Origin of the sequence: Nocardioides sp., assembly GCF_036267815.1 — a bacterium.
GTDB lineage: Bacteria > Actinomycetota > Actinomycetes > Propionibacteriales > Nocardioidaceae > Nocardioides.
Window position 1 is genome coordinate 72,076 of the sequence record NZ_DATAVI010000009.1, and the last position, 15,953, is coordinate 88,028.

Consider the following 15,953-nt stretch of genomic DNA (forward strand, 5'->3'; position numbering starts at 1 on the left):
ATGGCGCGGCCCGAGTCGGTTCCAGAGCTGACCGAGGCGCTGCGACGGGTCGGCTACCTGGCGGACCGCGGCCTCGCGACCACCCTGCACGTCGCGCTCCAGCTCGGCCGGCCGGTGCTGCTCGAGGGCGAGGTCGGTGTCGGCAAGACCGAGGTCGCCCGGGCGCTCTCCGAGCTGCTCGACCGACGGCTGATCCGGCTGCAGTGCTACGAGGGCATCGACACCCAGCAGGCGCTCTACGAATGGGACTACGCCCGCCAGATGCTCCAGATCCGGGCGCTCTCGGAGCACCAGCTCACCGACGAGGGGTCGGTGGACGCGCTCTTCGGGCCGAGGTTCCTCGTCGAGCGGCCGCTGCTCGAGGCCGTACGTGCGGGCGACCGGGCAGTGCTCCTCGTCGACGAGGTGGACCGGGCCGATGACGAGTTCGAGGCGTTCCTCCTCGAGCTGCTCAGCGAGTTCCAGATCACCATCCCCGAGATCGGGCCGGTCAGGGCCGAGCAGCCGCCCCTGGTGATCCTCACGTCCAACCGCACCCGCGAGCTGCACGACGCGCTCAAGCGCCGCTGCCTCTACCACTGGGTCGGCTTCCCGAGCCCCGAGCGCGAGGTCGAGATCGTGCTGGTCCGCGCGCCCGACGTGTCCGAGCGGCTGGCCCGCTCCGTGGTTGCGGCGGTCAACCGGCTGCGCGCGATGGACCTCGCCAAGGCACCCGGCGTCGCCGAGACGGTCGACTGGGTCAACACCCTCGGCGTCGTCGGCGCCGAGGACCTCCACCACGAGGCCGTGCCAAACACCCTCGGCGCGGTGATCAAGGACCGCGACGACCTCGAGCTGGTCGCCGGCGACCTCGACCGGGTCACCTCCGGTGACTGACCAACCCGGCGACCAGCCCGGCGACCAGTACGTCGCGATGCTGGTCGATTTCGCGGCCACCCTGCGCACCGGAGGCGTCCGCGTCGGCTCGGGGGACGTGCTCACCTACGCCGAGGCGGCGGCCACCCTGGACGCCACCGACCTGATGGACCTCTACTGGGCCGGCCGGACCACTCTCATCGGTCGCCGCGACCAGGTGCCGGTCTACCACCAGGCCTTCGAGCGGTACTTCCTCGACGGCCTCGGCGAGGCTGCGGCGCAGCGGTTCACCCCTGAGCAGCGCGTCGAGGCCAGGTCCGCCCTCGAGGTGCCCGAGACCGAGGTGGGTGGCGAGGAGCGCGAGCAGCAAGAGACCCGGCTCGGCCTGGTCGCCTCCAGCGCGCAGACGATGCGACGCAAGGACTTCGGCGGCTGCACCCCCGAGGAGCTCGCGGCGCTCCGCCGCATCCTGCGCACGATGAGGCTCACTCCCCCCCGCTCCCGCTCGCGCCGGACCCGGCCGTCCCTCTCGGGCCGCTCGCTCGACGTACGCCGCACGGTCCGTGAGACGCTGCGGCTGCACGGCGAGCCGGCCCGGCTGCTCCGTCGGGAGCGACGGCTGCGGCACCGGCCGCTCACCCTCATCCTCGACGTGTCGGGGTCGATGGTCGACTACTCCCGCAACCTGCTGCAGTTCGCGCACACCTCGACCCGGACCCCGAGCCGGGTGGAGATCTTCGCCTTCGGCACCCGGCTGACCCGCATCACCCGTGAGCTGGACCGGCGCCGGCCCGACGAGGCCCTCGACCTGGCCGCGGAGGCGGTCCGGGACTGGAACGGCGGCACCCAGATCGGCACCTCGCTCGACCGGTTCGTGCGCGACCACGCCCGGCACGGGCTCTGCCGCGGGGGCATCGTCGTGATCTGCTCAGACGGCCTCGACCGCGGGGACCCCGACGTCCTGTCCGCCGCCATGGAGCGGCTCTCCCGGCTCTGCCACCGCATCATCTGGCTCAACCCCCACAAGGGCCGCGCCAAGGAGCTCGTCCCCACGACCCTGGGCATGATGGTCGCCGCGCCGTACGTCGACGAGCTCCTCTCCGGCCATGACCTGGCCAGCCTCGAGGAGTTCGCCACCACCCTGACCCGGATGAGGTGACGGGACCGTGCTCTGGAGCGTGAGCGCGCAGGCGAGCGGCGACCGCGTGGTGACCCACGACGAGATCGTCGAGCTCGCGGACGCCGTCGCGGCGGCGCAGGGCGTCGCCTCCGGCATCGGCGAGGCGGCGTACGGCGCCCAGCTGGTCGTCGAGGCGGCGGACCGTGACGAGGCGATGGCGCTCGGGCAGGCGATCTTCGTGGCGGCGGCCGCCGCCGCGGGGCTGCCCCCCTGGCCGGTCAGCAGTCTCGACGCGATCTCCGAGGTCGAGGACGAGCTGGAGCTGGACGAGTGATCCGGCTCGGCTCGCTGGCCGGCTACCCGTTCGAAGGACCCCGGCTCCTCGCCGGCTTCACGGCGCCGGCGCTCCCCGCGGTCTACGCGATCCTCTACGTCCCCGACCCGGCCAAGCAGGAGTACGCCGTCACCTACGTCGACCACACCGCGGACCTCTCCACCGAGGGGCTGCCCTTCAGACACCCGCGGTCACCCTGCTGGGTCGAGCGGGCCGGCTCGAAGTGGAAGGTCCACGTCGCGACCTACGAGGTCCCCGGGGGGCTCGCCTCGCACCGCGAGCTGATCGTCCAGGAGCTGTGCGCCGTCTACCAGCCCAGCTGCAACGGGCAGCAGTTCGACCAGGCCTGGCAGGACCACTGGATCGCCGGCTACGAGGCGCCGACCTGGGGGGCGCTCGGCACCGGCCGACAACCGGGGCAGTCACGGCTCGACCGTGACCCCGCGGCCAACGCTCAGGACGGCACCGGCGCCTGATCCGCACGCGCGGCGGCGGCGTTGCCGTCCGGCACGTAGCCGACCATCTCATGCAACCGCGAGCGCCGGGTCCCGGACGCCGGCGCGGCGGGGGGCCGCTCCGGGGGGGACTGGTAGGTCGCGCCGGTCACGATGCCCTCGGCCATGCCGTAGAGCAGCGGGAGCGCGCCGGCGACGACGCCGCCGACCCGGTTGATGCGGGCCACGCCCTCAACGATCGGCTCGGCGTTCTTCTCGATCTCCCAGACGATGTCGGCGCACTCCTCGAGGTTGCCGGCGATCCGGGTCAACTGGCCACCGACCAGGAAGAGGTAGAAGGCGAGCCCCGCGATGAGCAGCGCGATGTCGACGACCGACAGCACCACGAGCGTGCTCATGAGCGGACCTTCGCGAGGACCCGGCCGAGGAAGAGATGGTGCTCGAGCCCCTCGGCCAGCACCGCCTCGACTCCCGTGGCGGTGACCCCGATCAGGGCCGTGTCGTCAGTGTTGGACTTCGCCTGCTTCAGCGTCTCCTTCACCGACAGCACGCGCCGGTCGATGGTGCGCACCTCCACGACCAGGACGGTGAGCAGGGCGGCGACGGCGAGCACGATGACGAACCCGCCGATCACTGCTCCCCACCAGAGGGAGCGCTGCGTGTCCGTGAGCAGGACGATGACGTGGCTCTGCATGGTCAGCCTCCCAGCCGATGCCGGCCGCGGGTGAGCCCCGCGATGATCTTGGTCGCCAGGTCGACCGTCGTGTTCAGCTGCGTCAGACCGGCGGTGTTGGTCACCGAGTGCTGGAGCGACTCGTCGATCGCGGCCGCCTGGCCGCCGATCCGGTGTGCGAGCAGCAGGATCGGCACGACGAGCGCGACGACGACGAGCACCACGACGATCGTGATGACGTAGCCGACCTTCCACCCGAGGGTCGAGCCCGTGGCGAGGACGGTCAGCAGGACGCTCATATCGTCTCGCAGAAGTCGGCGACCGGCTCGAGGCTGGCGTTGACCGAGGCCAGCCCCGCGGGCACGAGCGCGGTGCGCTCGGCCACGACGCCCACACCGGCGACAACGCCGTCGAGGGTGCCGGCGACGGCCTTGAGGTGCAGGATCACGCGCAGCAGCCCGAGGGCGGCGGCGGCGATGATCAGGGTCGCGACGACCAGTGTCACCACGGCGACAGCAGGCATCAGTGGTTCCTCCTCATCCCAGGAGCTTTCCGACGGAGCCGGCGTAGCGGACCGCGCCGTTGGCGACGTCAGCGACGACTGCGTCGGTCCTGGTCAGCGCCTCGGGTACGCCGTCGAGCCGGCCGGCGAGGGCACCGCCGCCGGCCAGGACGTCGTCGGACGCGCCGCGGATCCGCTCGAGCGCGGCGAGGACCCGGTTGAGCAGCGCCACGAGCACGGGCACCACCACGACCAGCAGGACGATGTCTCCGATCCACCACAGGACCATCAGGCGCCTCCTCGGCTGGGGACTCGGTTCGACGTTGGTGTGGGGTCGTAGGGCAGGAAGAACCGCCGGAAGACGCGCATCAGCGCCAGCTGGGCGGCCCGGAGCCCGATGGCGAGCCCACTGGCCTCGCCGGCGTCGAGCTGGTCGACGGACTCGCCCCGCTCGACCGCGCTGATGCGCCTCTGCATGTTGTCGGCGAACTGCTTCATCATGACGGTGCTGACGTCGGTGATCATCCCGCGGCCGTACTGCGCGGCGGCCCCGGAGATCTGGAGGTCCTGGTCGACGGCGACCATAGTGTGGCCACTCGCGCCCTCGCTCAGCCGCGCGGTCACCGTCATCTCGACGTTGCCACGGCCACGCTGGTCGGAGCCGGACGCGTCAAGGACCAGCCGCTTGGCCGCCTCGTCGCGCTCCGCCACGTGGGCCTTGCCCGCGAAGGCCAGCTTGACCGGCCCCATCCGCAGGTTGACCGTGCCGGCGTACTCCTCGGCGCCGATGTCGTCGGTGAGCGCGGCGCCGGGCAGGCAGGCGGCGACGCCCGGCACGTCCCGGAAGAACTCCCACACCTTGTCGAGCGGCTGCGACACCTCGAACTCGTTGCTGACCAACATGCCTCTCAAACCTCCTGATCGGTCAGATAGCGCGCGGGGTCGCCGGCGAACCGGTCCCGGCACCCCACGCAGCAGAAGTGATAGGTCGTGCCATCGTGCTCGTGGGTGTTGGCCGACCAGCCGGAGGCGTCCACGGTCACCATCATTCCGCAGACCGGGTCGATCGCCTGGGTGGCTTCGTCCGTCGCCCGCCTCGCCGCGGAGGCCTGCTGGGCAGGTGTGCTGAACGCGCCCGCGGCCCGCAGCCGCACCAGCTCGGCCAGGATGGCCACCGCGATCTCGCGGTGCGAGGTGTGGCCGAGGTCCAGCCCGACCGGCGTGTGCACGCGGTTGAGCAGCTCCTGGGGGACGCCCCGCTCGGCGAGGTACTCCAGCAGGGAGACGCCGCGCTTGGAGGAGGCGACCAGCCCGAGGAACGCCGGCCGGGCCCGGGCGCACAGCTCCAGCGCCTCCTCGTCGCCGTGCCCCTGGGTGGCCACGACCACGAGCGACCGCTCGTGGATGTCGTCGGCGGTGAGCCCGGGGAGGTCGGCGACGCGCGCGCTCCACCCCAGGTCGTTGGCGAGCTCGGCGAGCAGAAGGACCATCGGGGAGCGGCCGACCACGAGCAGGTCCAGGACCGGTACGACGGGCTCGACGAACACCTGGAGGGCTCCTTCGCTCTGGCAGGACATCGGGACGTAGACCATCCCGCCCGGCACCGCCGGGAACGCCGCGTCTCCGGGTTCGGTCGTGCCCAGGAAGAGAAGTCTGGCCTCGCGGGACCGGATCACCCGCTGCGCCTCCCGGACCACCACGGGCTCGGCGCAGGCGCCGCCGATGAAGCCGTGGATCTGTCCGTCGGCGGTGATCAGCGCCCGCGCACCGGTCTGCCCCGAGGACGGCGCCTGCCGCCAGACGATCGTGGCGAGCGCAAACTCCTCGCCCCGGTCGGCCAGCTCGCGGGCCCGTTGCAGGATCTCCCAGCTCTCGTCACCCATGGCGGTCCTCGCTCAGTCGCCCTGGTTGACCGGCGGCGCGCCGGAGACGTCGTGCTGCTGGGCGATAGCGTCGTAGACCCGGTCGGGCAGCAGCGGCATGTCGATGTTGCGGACCTGCGCGCTGCCGATGGCGTCGAGGACGGCGTTGACGAAGGCCGCCGGGCCGCCGACGGTCGCGCACTCGCCGATCCCCTTGGCGCCGATCGGGTGGTGCGGGCACGGCGTAACGACTTCGTGCAGCTCCCAGCCGGGTGTCTCCCACGCGGTCGGGAGCAGGTAGTCCATGAAGTTCGAGCCGATGCAGTTGCCGTCGGCGTCGAAGGTGATGAACTGCATGTTCGCCATCGCGTAGGCCTCGGTGAGGCCACCCATGATCTGGCCCTCGACCACCATCGGATTGATCCGGACGCCGCAGTCGTCGACAGCGACGAACCGGAGCACGTCCCAGACCCCGGTCTGCGGGTCCACCTCCACCGTGGCGATGTAGCAGGCGAAGGGCCAGGTCAGGTTGGGCGGGTCGTAGTAGGCGTTACCCTCGAGGCCGGGCTCCATGCCGTCGGGCATGTTGCTGTAGGCCGCCATTGCGCACTGCTGGATGCTCACTCCCTGCGCCCGGTTGCTTCGCACGTAGAACCGGCCGAGCTCCCAGTCGACGTCCTCCTCGGACACCTCGAGCAGGTGCGCGGCGAGCTTGCGAGCCTTCGCCCGGATCTTGCGCGAGACCATCGCCACCGCGGCGCCCGCCACCGGCGTGCTGCGCGAGGCGTAGGTGCCCATCCCGAACGGCGCCGTGTCCGTGTCGCCCTCCTCAACGACCACGTCCTCGGCAGGGATGCCGAGCTCGTGGGCGACGATCTGGGCCCAGGTCGTCTCGTGGCCTTGCCCCTGCGACTTCGCCCCGGTGCGCAGCAGCGCCTTCCCGGTCATGTGGACCCGCAGCTCGGCGGAGTCGAACATCTTGATGCCGAGGATGTCGTACTCGCGGCTGTTGCCGGCCCCGAGCGGCTCGGTCATGGTCGAGATGCCGATGCCGAGCAGCCGGCCCCGCTTGCGCGCCTCCTCCTGCTGACGGCGGAAGTCGGCGTACCCGATCGCCTCCAGCCCGACGTCGAGGCACTTGGCGTACTGTCCGGAGTCGGTGAGGAAGCCGAACGGGGTCCGGTGCGGGAAGTCGTCGTCACGGACGAGGTTGACCCGGCGGAACTCGGCCTGGTCCATCCCGAGGTCGTCGGCGGCCGCCTGGACCATCCGCTCCTGGAAGAACATCGCCTCCGTAACGCGGAAGGAGCAGCGGTAGGCGACGCCGCCGGGGGCCTTGTTGGTGTAGACACCGCGCGCGGTGAGGTGCGCCGCCGGGATGTCGTAGGCCGCGAAGGCGGAGTGCATCAGTCCGATCTTGAACTTGCTGGGCTGGGCGTCGGCGAAGAAGGCGCCGTGGTCGGAGTCGGTGTGCATCCGGACGCCGAGTATCTTGCCGTCCTTGCGCAGCGCCAGCTCGCCGTCGAGGTAGACGTCGCGGGCGAAGCCGGTCGAGATCAGATTGCCGGTGCGGTCCTCGATCCACTTCACCGGCCGCTCGGTGAGGATGGAGGCGAGGATCGACATCACGTAGCCCGGGTAGACCGGCACCTTGTTGCCGAAGCCGCCGCCCAGGTCGGGCGAGATGATTCGGATCAGGTGCTCAGGGAGCTCCGCGATCAGCGCCACCGCGGCTCGGACGATGTGCGGCGCCTGGGTCGTCATGTAGACGGTCAGCCTGGACGTGGAACGGTTGAAGTCCGCGATCGAGCCGCAGCACTCCAGTGGCGAGGGATGCGAGCGTGGGTAGTGGAGCTTGAGCGTGGAGACCAGGTCCGCGGCGGCGAAGGCCCGGTCGGTGGCCTCCTTGTCGCCGACCTCCCACGTGAAGCAGGTGTTGTCGGGCTGGTTCTCCTTGTCGTCGCGGATGATCGGCGCGTCGGCGGCCAGCGCCTGGGTCGGGTTCACGATCACCGGGAGCGGTTCGTACTCGATCCGGATGGCGTCGCAACCATCCTTGGCGAGGTAGGGGTCGTCGGCGATGACGCAGGCGACCTCCTGGCCCTGGAAGCGCACCTTGTCGGTGGCCAGCACCGCCTGGGTGTCGTAGGACAGCGTCGGCATCCACGCGAGGTTGCGGGTCGCCATCATCTCGCCGGTGAGCACGAGGCGTACGCCGGGGATCGCGTAGGCGGCGCTGGTGTCGATGGACTTGATCCGCGCGTGCGCCAGCGGGCTGCGCAGCATCTCCATGTGCAGCATCCCGGGCAGCACGACGTCGTCGATGTAGTTGCCCTTGCCGCGGATGAACCGGTTGTCCTCGACCCGCTTCCGGCTGGCCCCCATCCCCCCGATCTTGATCTCGTCGAGGGCGTAGCTGTCCTGGGTGGCGGTCACGACGGGGACTCTCCCCGCTGCTTCGCGGCCGCCCAGAGGACGGCTTTCACGATGTTTTGGTAGCCGGTGCAGCGGCAGAGGTTGCCCGACAACGCGAACCGCACCTCGTCCTCGGTGGGATTCGGGTTCTCGTTGAGCAGCGCCTTGGAGGCGAGCATCATCCCCGGGGTGCAGAAGCCGCACTGCAGGCCGTGCTCCTCCTTGAACCCCTCTTGGACCGGGTCGAGCTCGCTCGGTGTGCCGAGCCCCTCGACGGTGGTGACCTCGTGCCCGTCGGCCTGGACGGCGAGCATCGTGCAGCTCTTCACCGGGCTGCCGTCCACGAGCACGGTGCAGGCGCCGCAGTTGGTGGTGTCGCAGCCGGTGTGGGTGCCGGTGAGTCGCAGTCCCTGGCGGAGTAGATGGGCGAGCAGTAGCCGCGGCTCGATGTCAGCGGTGCGCTTGACGCCGTTGACGCTGATGGTGACGCGGCGTACGGGCACCGCGTCGTCCGGCGCCGCAGCGGTGATCTCGTCGAACAGGCTGGTCATGCTGTGGTCACGCTGCCCTCTCCTGGCCGTCCACGACCCGGGCCAGGATCCGGGTGACGAACGTGTGGACGATGTGGCGCTTGTAGCCGGCGCTGCCCCGGTGGTCGCTGTTGGGCTGCGCCGCGGCCGCGGCGAGGTCGGCGGCGCGGCCGATGCCCCCCTCGTCGAGCGACCCTCCGACGAGTGCCTGGGCGGCCTCGGTGGCGTCGATGGTCGAGCTGCCGACCCCGGTGAGGGCGATGCCGGCGCGGGCCACCCGGCCACCGACCATGTCGACCGAGACCGCGACGCCGGCGGTGGCAAAGTCGCCGACCCGGCGCTCGAGCTTGAGGTAACCGCCGGCCAGGGTGCCCTGGGCGGCGGGGATCACGGCCTCGACAGCGACCTCGTCGTACGCCAGGGTGTTCTGGAACGGGCCGACCACGAAGTCGGCGATCTCGATGGTGCGCCGGCCACCGGGGCCTTGCGCGACCACGTGACCGCCGAGCGCGGTGACCACGCTGGCCCAGTCGCCTTGCGGGTCGGCGTGGCAGAGCGAGCCGACCAGGGTGCCGCGGGTGCGCACGATCGGATCGGCGATCAGGGGGGCGGCGGCAGCCATCGTGGGCTGCTTGGCCGGGAGCAGGGCGGAGCGCTCGAGGGTGGCGTGCCGGCAGAGGGCGCCGATCCGGATGCTGCCGTCGGGGTCCTGCTGGTGGTGGTCGAGGCCGGGCAGGTTGTTGATGTCGACGAGCAGTTCGGGGCTGGCGAAGCGGAGCTTCATCAGCGGGACCAGGCTCTGGCCGCCGGCGAGGACCTTGGCCTCACCGGCGCCGTCCGCGAGCAGGGCGATCGCCTCCTCCAGGCTGCGGGGCGCCTCGTAGCGGAACCGGGTGGGATACATCAGGGCCTCACGTCGGGCAGCCCGGGTGCCGCTTCGGAGCGGGCGTCGGGGGTCGGAGCCGGGCGCGAGGCCGGGTCGGGGATGGCGACCGGCGCGCCGTCGATGTCGGTCGGGTCGGGGCGCGGCTCCTGGTGCGGCGGCCACGGCCCTTGCACCGGCTGGCCGGCGACGCCGAGGTAGTCGACCAACTGGGGGAAGGCGAACACCGTCGGGCTCTTGCCCGTCTTCGGCGCGTCCTTGAACAACTCGGCCATGCGCGGGCTGCCCGCGCGGCCAGCGTCGTCGGCCACCTGGTCCCCTCTCGAATCGGTGATGGCGGTCACTCTGGCCCCGGCAGCGCTGCGGGACAACAGCGAATCAAGCAAGGGCTTAGGTTGACCCGGTGAGCGCTGGCGAGTCGCCGTGGCCGCCGGTCGGGGTTGTGCACTCGGCCTACGACCAGACCGAGGACACTCCGATCCAGTCCTCGCTGAACCTTTCGGACCTCGGCTCGGTCGAGCTGGTCGCGGCGGCGCGACCGGGGCTGCTGGGCCTCGACGGGTTCTCCCACGCGTGGCTGCTCACCTGGCTGGACCGCCCGGACGACCCTGGGGAGGCGTCGACGTGGGTGGCGGTGCCCTTCCTGCTCCGGCCGACCGGCGAGCAGAAGGGCGTCTTCGCGATGCGCGGCCCGCGCCGGCCGACCCCGTTGGGACTCTCCCTGGTCTCGCTCCTGTCGGTCTCCGCGACCGGCTTCAGCTTCGTCGGCGTCGACCTGCTCGACGGCACGCCGGTGCTGGACGTCAAGCCGTACGTCGAGCGGTTCGACCGGCCGGCCGGTGCTGTGCGCTCGGGCTGGTTCGACGAGCTGGACCCGCCCGACGGGATCCGGCCGCGGGACCTCGGCCCCACCTCCCGCTGACCCGTCAGAAACTGTCGCCCGCTGTAGTCGACCCGCTCAGGACCAGAGTGTGACGTGCACCGCCGGGTGAAACCGGCCATGCGTGACCGCCCGGCCGCGCAGCATCGACTGGATGGCGCGGGGCGTGGTGACGAAGCGGGTCATCTCCTCGGCCGCGTCGGTGGCCTGCTGCCCGGGAAGGGTGGAGATGTTCCACGAGCCCTGGGCCTGCAGCAGCCGGCCGGGGATGCGGACCAGGTCCTTCGCCGCTAGGTCGCGGGCCACGGTGAAGGACAGGGTCAGGCTCAGCCCGCGGCCACGCTTGGTCTCCTCCAGCGCGGCGGCATGACTCTGGAAGATCTGCTGGCGCTCCTCGGCCACACCGAGCCGGCGGACCATGGCCGGGATCACCCCCGACTCCTCGGCGGCCGACGGCCCGAGCAGCCAGGTCTCGTCCCGGAGCATCTGGAGGCTCGGCTCGGACACGGCGAAGGGGTGCTCCGGGGCGGCGACCGCGATCACCTCGTAGTTGAGGAAGAGGGTGCTCGCGATCGAGGAGTCGGAGCGTGCAGGGCGCGGTCCGATGGTCGCGTCGACGGTCCGGGTGACGAGCAGCTGGTCGAACTCCGAGGTCCGGTGCACGCTCAGCTCGACGTCCAGGTCCTTCGCGCGCTCGGCGAACAGGGTGATCAGGCCGGGGGCGGCGTACTCCGCGAAGACCGCTGAGGTGCCGAGCCGCAGCATCCGACGGCCGGCGCCCGCCTCGCGGACCTCGAGCACGGTGCGGTCCTGGAGGCCGAGCATCTCCACCGCGCGTGAGGCGAGCCGCAGCCCGCCTGGCGTGAACGCGAGCCCCGAGGCGGTGCGGTTGAACAGCTGGTCCCCGAGCTCCTTGCGGAGCTGGCCGACGTGGAGGGAGACCGCGGCCTCGGTGACACCGATGTCCGCGGCCGCGGCCTTGACCGACCCGAGCCGCACCACCGTGGCGAAGGCACGCAGCTGGGTCGGGGTCATGGTGGCGACGAACCTAGCCCCAGTTGGTCGAGTAACGCCCGGTAGTCGCCCTCCGTGTCGACGTCGAGCGGGACGTCTCCGGCCACGGGAACCGTCACCAGGTCTTCACCGGCGGCGTCGACCAGCTTCCAGACCGCCTTGTCGCCGTGCAGCGTCGCCAGCCTCTCGAACAGCCCTCGTCCCAGCCAGAACGGGTGGCCGAGGCCGTTGTCGTAGGAGCAGACGGCCAGGTCCCGGGTGCGCGCCCGCGCCACGAGCGCCGCCACGGTCGACGGGGCCACCCGTGGTTGGTCGCCGAGGAGGAGCACGATCCCGTCGGCCGTGAGGTCCACCACGGGGAGGGCGGCGGCGATGGAAGAGGAGCACCCTGCGGCGTACGTGTCGTTGCGCACGACCTCGCACCCGTCCAGGTCGGCGCCCTCCAGGACCGCTGCGGCGGCACCGCCGAGCGCGACCACGACCTGGTCGAACCCGCACCGGCGGACGGCGCTCAGGGTCGCGTCGAGCAGGGTCCCGTCACCAACCGGGAGCAGCTGCTTGGGCCGGCCGAGGCGGCGAGAGCCTCCGGCGGCGAGCACGAGACCGGTGACGGACATCAGTAGGGCGGTTCCGCGTTCCCACGCATCGCCTCCCAGACCCGCGAGGGGGTGAGCGGCATGTCGACGTGGCGTACGCCGTAAGGCTCGAGAGCGTCGATGACCGCGTTGACGATCGCCGGCGGAGAGCCGACAGTGGCCGACTCCCCGACCCCCTTGGCGCCGATCGGGTGGTGCGGGGATGGCGTCACGGTCTTGCCGTTCTCCCAGTCGGGGACCTCGAGCGCGGTGGGGATGAGGTAGTCCATGAGCGAGGCGTTGAGGCAGTTGCCGTCCTTGTCGAACGAGACGATCTCCATGAGGGCGATGCCGACGCCGTCGGTGAGCCCGCCCTGGATCTGGCCCTCGACGATCATCTCGTTGATGCGGGTGCCGCAGTCGTCGACCGCGATGAACCGCCGCACCTTCACCGCGGCCGTCCCCGGGTCAATGTCGAGCACGCAGATGTAGGCGCCGAACGGGTAGGTGAGGTTGCTCGGACTGTAGGAGATCTGCGCCTCGAGCGCGCCCTCCATGCCGTCGGGCAGCCCGCCGGGGCCGTGCGCTCGGCGGGCGATGTCCTGGATCGTCACCTCTGCTCCGGGGACGCCACGGACGCTGAAGGTGCCTTGGTGCCAGTCGAGGTCGTGGGGGGCGACTTCGAACATGTGGGCGGCGATGAGCCTGGCCTTGTCGCGGATCTTGCGAGCGACGAGCACCGCGGCTGCCCCCGAGACCGGCGTGGAGCGGCTGCCGTAGGTGCCGAGCCCGTAGGGCGTGTTGTCGGTGTCGCCCTGGATCACGTCGATGTCGTCGGGGTGGATGCCGATCTCCTCGGCGACGATCTGCGCGAACGTCGTCTCGTGGCCTTGGCCCTGGGTGGTCACCGAGAGTCGGACGACGGCCTTGCCGCTGGGGTGGATCCGGATCTCGCACCCATCGGCCATCGCGAGCCCCGCCATGTCCATCGTGTCCCGTGGCCCGGCACCGACGGCCTCGGTGAAGAACGCAACGCCGATACCCATGAGGCTCTGCCCGGGCTCGCCGGCGTGCGCCCGCCGCTCCGCCTGCTCGCGGCGGAGCTCGTCGTACCCCGCGATCCGCAACGCCTCGCGCATGGTGGTCTCGTAGTCGCCGGAGTCGTAGATCCACCCGGTGCGGCTGGTATAGGGGAACTGCTCCGGGCGCAGGAAGTTCTGTAGCCGCAGCGCGACCGGGTCGACGCCCAGCTCGTCGGCGAGCAGGTCGACCAGCCGCTCGACGAGGTAGACCGCCTCGGCGATCCGGAACGAGCAAGCGTAGGCGACCCCGCCGGGCGCCTTGTTGGTGTGCACGGCGGTCATCGAGCAGTATGCCGCCTCAAGGTCGTAGCTGCCGGTGAAGACGCCGAAGAAGCCCCCGGGGAACTTCATCGGGGCCGCGGTCCCGTTGAAGGCGCCGTGGTCGGCGAGCACATGGCTACGGATCGCGAGGATCCGGCCGTCGCGCGTCGCGGCGATCTCGCCCTGCATGACGTAGTCGCGGGCGAAGCCGCTGGCGGTGAGGTTCTCGGTGCGGTCCTCGGCCCACTTCACCGGCCGGCCGGTCATCATCGAGCCGACGATCGCGCACACGTAGCCCGGGTAGATCGGGACCTTGTTGCCGAAGCCGCCGCCGATGTCGGGCGAGATGATCCTGATGCGGTGCTCGGGGATTCCGGCGTAGTCGGCGTACAGCGTGCGGTGGATGTGCGGCGCCTGCGTCGTGCAGGTGAGGGTCAGCTTCTCCTCGATCCGGTCGTACTCCGCCACCGCACCGCAGGTCTCGAGCGGCGCGGGGTGGACCCGTGGGAAGACGATCTCCTGCTCGACCGTGACCGGAGCCCGGGCGAAGACCGCGGCGGTCTCGAGCGCGTCGCCGGTCTCCCAGTCGAAGCAGTGGTTGTCGGTCTTGCCCTCGACGTCGTCGCGGATCAGCGGCGTCCCCGGGTCGAGCGCGTGGCGCACGTCGACCACCGGCTGGAGCACGTCGTACTCGACGTCGATCAGCTCGAGGGCGTCTCGCGCGGCGTACCGGTCCTCCGCCACGACGAAGGCGACCTCCTGGCCCTGGAACCGAACCTTGTCGGTGGCCAGCACCGCCTGGACGTCGCCGGAGAGGGTCGGCATCCACGCGAGGCCGCGCTCGGCGAGCATCGCACCGGTGACGACGGCCTTGACCTTCGGGTGCGCCTCGGCCGCGGAGGTGTCGATACTGACCAGACGAGCGTGGGCCACGGGCGAGCGCAGCACGGCGAGGTGGAGCATCCCCGGGAGCTGGATGTCGTCGCAGTAGCGGCCCTTCCCACGCACGAACCGCTTGTCCTCCTTGCGGAGCATCCGCCCGTGGCCGCGGATGTCACCGACCCCTTTGGCCTCGGTCACGACGGCTCCCGCTCCGAGTGCTCGGCTGCCCACAGGACCGACCTCACGATGCTCGCGTAGCCGGTGCACCGACAGATCTGTCCCGAGATAGCCTCCCTGACCTCCTGGCCCGTGGGATGCGGGTTGCGGTCGAGCAGCGCCCGCGCGGACATGAGCATGCCCGGTGTGCAGAAGCCGCACTGGAGGCCGTGGCATTCCATGAAGCCCTGCTGGACCGGGTCGAGCACCTGGTCCTGCTCGAGGTCCTCGACAGTACGCACGCTGTGGCCGTCGGCCATCGCCGCCAGCACGGTGCAGGACTTGACCGGCTCGCCGTCGTACAGGACGACGCAGGCGCCGCAGTTGGACGTATCGCAGCCCCAGTGCGTGCCGGTGAGGCCGAGCTCGTCGCGCAAGAAGTGCACGAGCAGGAGGCGCGCCTCCACCTCCCGGGTGAAGAGCTGGTCGTTCACGGTGATGGAGACCATCATCCGGCGGCCCGCTCCGCAGCCGTGAGCAGCGTGCGCCGGGTGAGCTCGTCGGCGAGGTGGCGCTTGTAGTCGACGGTGCCGCGACCGTCGGTGACCGGCGCACACCCGCTAGCCGCGATCTCGCCCGCGACCGCCCAAGCCTCGTCGTCGGGCCGCCGGCCCCGCAGGGCGCTCGAGATCCTCGGGATGCCGGTGGTGTTGGGGCCGACCGCTGCGAGCCCGACCCGGGCATCCACGATGAGGCCGTCCTCGAGCCAGACCGCGGCGCCGGCCGCCACCACGGCCCAGTCGCCCGCCCGCCGGTCCACCTTCGCGTAGGCGCTGCCGCCGTGTGGCCGCACGGGGATCCGCACCTCGGTGAGCAGCTCGGCCTGGCCGACCGCGGTCTGGTAGGGACCGCGATGGAAGTCGTCCATGGACACCGTCCGCTCACCCTGGCTGCTCCGGATGACGCAGCGGGCGTCGAGCGTCGTGCAGACGCTGCTCAGGTCCTCGGAGGGGTCGGCCTGGCAGAGCGCGCCGCCCAGCGTGCCGCGGTTGCGGACCGGGACGTCCGCGATGACACGCTCGGCGTCGCGGAAGATCGGGAACACGGCGTTGAGCGTGTCACTCTCCAGCAGCTCACGGTGCCGGGTCATCGCCCCGATGCGCACCTCGCCCTCGCTGAACCGGACGTAGGCCAGGTCGTCGTGGAGGTCGTTGATGTCGACGAGATACTCCGGGCTGGCCAGCCGCAGCTTCATCATCGGCAACAGGCTGTGACCACCGGCGACGATCCGCGCCTCCTCCCCGAGGCGCTCGAGCAGTGCGATGGCGTGGTCCACGCTCGTCGCCCTCGCGTACTCGATCGGTGAGGGAACCTGCATGCCGCGTGCCTCATTCCGTCCGAGTTGCCATTCGCGACTCTCACACTACGGGCTGAGTCTGTCAGCGCGCCCGGCCCGCAATTCACAGCCGGGCGG

Annotated in this window: 21 protein-coding genes; 5 read left to right on the forward strand and 16 right to left on the reverse strand. The window is 71.2% G+C overall.

Annotated features, from left to right (window positions below; genetic code table 11):
* From VHW64_RS01810 to VHW64_RS01825, 4 genes are read left to right on the forward strand one after another with little or no spacing between them, the layout of a single operon-like run.
* Positions 1-876 carry a MoxR family ATPase gene (locus tag VHW64_RS01810; protein WP_329648788.1) on the forward strand — a complete coding sequence of 292 codons (876 nt, stop codon included), beginning with the start codon at positions 1-3 and terminating at the stop codon, positions 874-876.
* Positions 869-2,014, forward strand: a complete 1,146-nt coding sequence (locus VHW64_RS01815) for a vWA domain-containing protein (RefSeq protein WP_329648789.1) — start codon at positions 869-871, stop codon at positions 2,012-2,014. The genes VHW64_RS01810 and VHW64_RS01815 overlap by 8 nt, the downstream gene beginning before the upstream one ends.
* Positions 2,015-2,021: 7 nt before the next feature.
* Complete coding sequence (locus VHW64_RS01820) at positions 2,022-2,309, forward strand: hypothetical protein (RefSeq protein ID WP_329648790.1); 288 nt, start codon at positions 2,022-2,024, stop codon at positions 2,307-2,309.
* Entirely contained in the window at positions 2,306-2,785 is a 480-nt protein-coding gene (locus VHW64_RS01825) for a hypothetical protein (protein ID WP_329648791.1), read from the forward strand. Before VHW64_RS01820 ends, VHW64_RS01825 begins: the two co-directional genes overlap by 4 nt.
* Here the strand turns inward: VHW64_RS01825 and VHW64_RS01830 are convergent.
* The 11 genes from VHW64_RS01830 to VHW64_RS01880 are packed head-to-tail and all read right to left on the reverse strand — an operon-like array spanning position 2,764 to position 9,940.
* On the reverse strand, positions 2,764-3,162 hold the full coding sequence (locus tag VHW64_RS01830) for a hypothetical protein (protein WP_329648792.1): 399 nt from the start codon (positions 3,160-3,162) through the stop codon (positions 2,764-2,766). The genes VHW64_RS01825 and VHW64_RS01830 overlap by 22 nt on opposite strands.
* Positions 3,159-3,458 carry a hypothetical protein gene (locus VHW64_RS01835; protein ID WP_329648793.1) on the reverse strand — a complete coding sequence of 100 codons (300 nt, stop codon included), beginning with the start codon at positions 3,456-3,458 and terminating at the stop codon, positions 3,159-3,161. Before VHW64_RS01835 ends, VHW64_RS01830 begins: the two co-directional genes overlap by 4 nt.
* 2 nt (positions 3,459-3,460) lie before the next feature.
* Positions 3,461-3,736, reverse strand: a complete 276-nt coding sequence (locus VHW64_RS01840) for a hypothetical protein (protein WP_329648794.1) — start codon at positions 3,734-3,736, stop codon at positions 3,461-3,463.
* Complete coding sequence (locus VHW64_RS01845; protein WP_329648795.1) at positions 3,733-3,960, reverse strand: hypothetical protein; 228 nt, start codon at positions 3,958-3,960, stop codon at positions 3,733-3,735. The genes VHW64_RS01840 and VHW64_RS01845 overlap by 4 nt, the downstream gene beginning before the upstream one ends.
* Positions 3,961-3,973: 13 nt before the next feature.
* The gene (locus tag VHW64_RS01850; RefSeq protein WP_329648796.1) at positions 3,974-4,228 is read right to left on the reverse strand and encodes a hypothetical protein; all 255 of its coding nucleotides are present in this window, start codon (positions 4,226-4,228) and stop codon (positions 3,974-3,976) included.
* Positions 4,228-4,842, reverse strand: a complete 615-nt coding sequence (locus VHW64_RS01855) for an SRPBCC family protein (protein WP_329648797.1) — start codon at positions 4,840-4,842, stop codon at positions 4,228-4,230. The genes VHW64_RS01850 and VHW64_RS01855 overlap by 1 nt, the downstream gene beginning before the upstream one ends.
* Before the next feature lie 5 nt (positions 4,843-4,847).
* Entirely contained in the window at positions 4,848-5,822 is a 975-nt protein-coding gene (locus VHW64_RS01860) for an XdhC family protein (protein ID WP_329648798.1), read from the reverse strand.
* 12 nt (positions 5,823-5,834) lie between these two features.
* A complete protein-coding gene (locus VHW64_RS01865) occupies positions 5,835-8,237 on the reverse strand; it encodes an aerobic carbon-monoxide dehydrogenase large subunit (RefSeq protein ID WP_329648799.1) in 2,403 nt (800 codons plus the stop codon).
* A complete protein-coding gene (locus VHW64_RS01870; RefSeq protein ID WP_329648800.1) occupies positions 8,234-8,767 on the reverse strand; it encodes a (2Fe-2S)-binding protein in 534 nt (177 codons plus the stop codon). Before VHW64_RS01870 ends, VHW64_RS01865 begins: the two co-directional genes overlap by 4 nt.
* A 7-nt stretch (positions 8,768-8,774) precedes the next feature.
* A complete protein-coding gene (locus tag VHW64_RS01875; protein WP_329648801.1) occupies positions 8,775-9,650 on the reverse strand; it encodes a xanthine dehydrogenase family protein subunit M in 876 nt (291 codons plus the stop codon).
* On the reverse strand, positions 9,650-9,940 hold the full coding sequence (locus VHW64_RS01880) for a hypothetical protein (protein ID WP_329648802.1): 291 nt from the start codon (positions 9,938-9,940) through the stop codon (positions 9,650-9,652). The genes VHW64_RS01875 and VHW64_RS01880 overlap by 1 nt, the downstream gene beginning before the upstream one ends.
* Positions 9,941-10,032: 92 nt before the next feature.
* Here VHW64_RS01880 and VHW64_RS01885 point away from each other — a divergent pair, with 92 nt between their 5' ends.
* Positions 10,033-10,551, forward strand: a complete 519-nt coding sequence (locus tag VHW64_RS01885; protein WP_329648803.1) for a TrmO family methyltransferase domain-containing protein — start codon at positions 10,033-10,035, stop codon at positions 10,549-10,551.
* A 36-nt stretch (positions 10,552-10,587) separates the two neighbouring features.
* Here the strand turns inward: VHW64_RS01885 and VHW64_RS01890 are convergent, their stop codons facing one another.
* From VHW64_RS01890 to VHW64_RS01910, 5 genes are read right to left on the reverse strand one after another with little or no spacing between them, the layout of a single operon-like run.
* Positions 10,588-11,544 carry a LysR family transcriptional regulator gene (locus VHW64_RS01890; protein WP_329648804.1) on the reverse strand — a complete coding sequence of 319 codons (957 nt, stop codon included), beginning with the start codon at positions 11,542-11,544 and terminating at the stop codon, positions 10,588-10,590.
* Positions 11,541-12,140 (reverse strand): nucleotidyltransferase family protein, encoded by a 600-nt coding sequence (locus VHW64_RS01895; protein WP_329648805.1) that lies wholly within the window; start codon positions 12,138-12,140, stop codon positions 11,541-11,543. Before VHW64_RS01895 ends, VHW64_RS01890 begins: the two co-directional genes overlap by 4 nt.
* Positions 12,140-14,521 carry an aerobic carbon-monoxide dehydrogenase large subunit gene (locus VHW64_RS01900; protein WP_329648806.1) on the reverse strand — a complete coding sequence of 794 codons (2,382 nt, stop codon included), beginning with the start codon at positions 14,519-14,521 and terminating at the stop codon, positions 12,140-12,142. Before VHW64_RS01900 ends, VHW64_RS01895 begins: the two co-directional genes overlap by 1 nt.
* The gene (locus tag VHW64_RS01905) at positions 14,518-14,991 is read right to left on the reverse strand and encodes a (2Fe-2S)-binding protein (RefSeq protein ID WP_329648807.1); all 474 of its coding nucleotides are present in this window, start codon (positions 14,989-14,991) and stop codon (positions 14,518-14,520) included. The genes VHW64_RS01900 and VHW64_RS01905 overlap by 4 nt, the downstream gene beginning before the upstream one ends.
* Positions 14,988-15,857, reverse strand: coding sequence for a xanthine dehydrogenase family protein subunit M (locus VHW64_RS01910; RefSeq protein WP_329648808.1), 870 nt, complete (start codon positions 15,855-15,857; stop codon positions 14,988-14,990). The genes VHW64_RS01905 and VHW64_RS01910 overlap by 4 nt, the downstream gene beginning before the upstream one ends.
* Between the last annotated feature and the right edge of the window lie 96 nt (positions 15,858-15,953).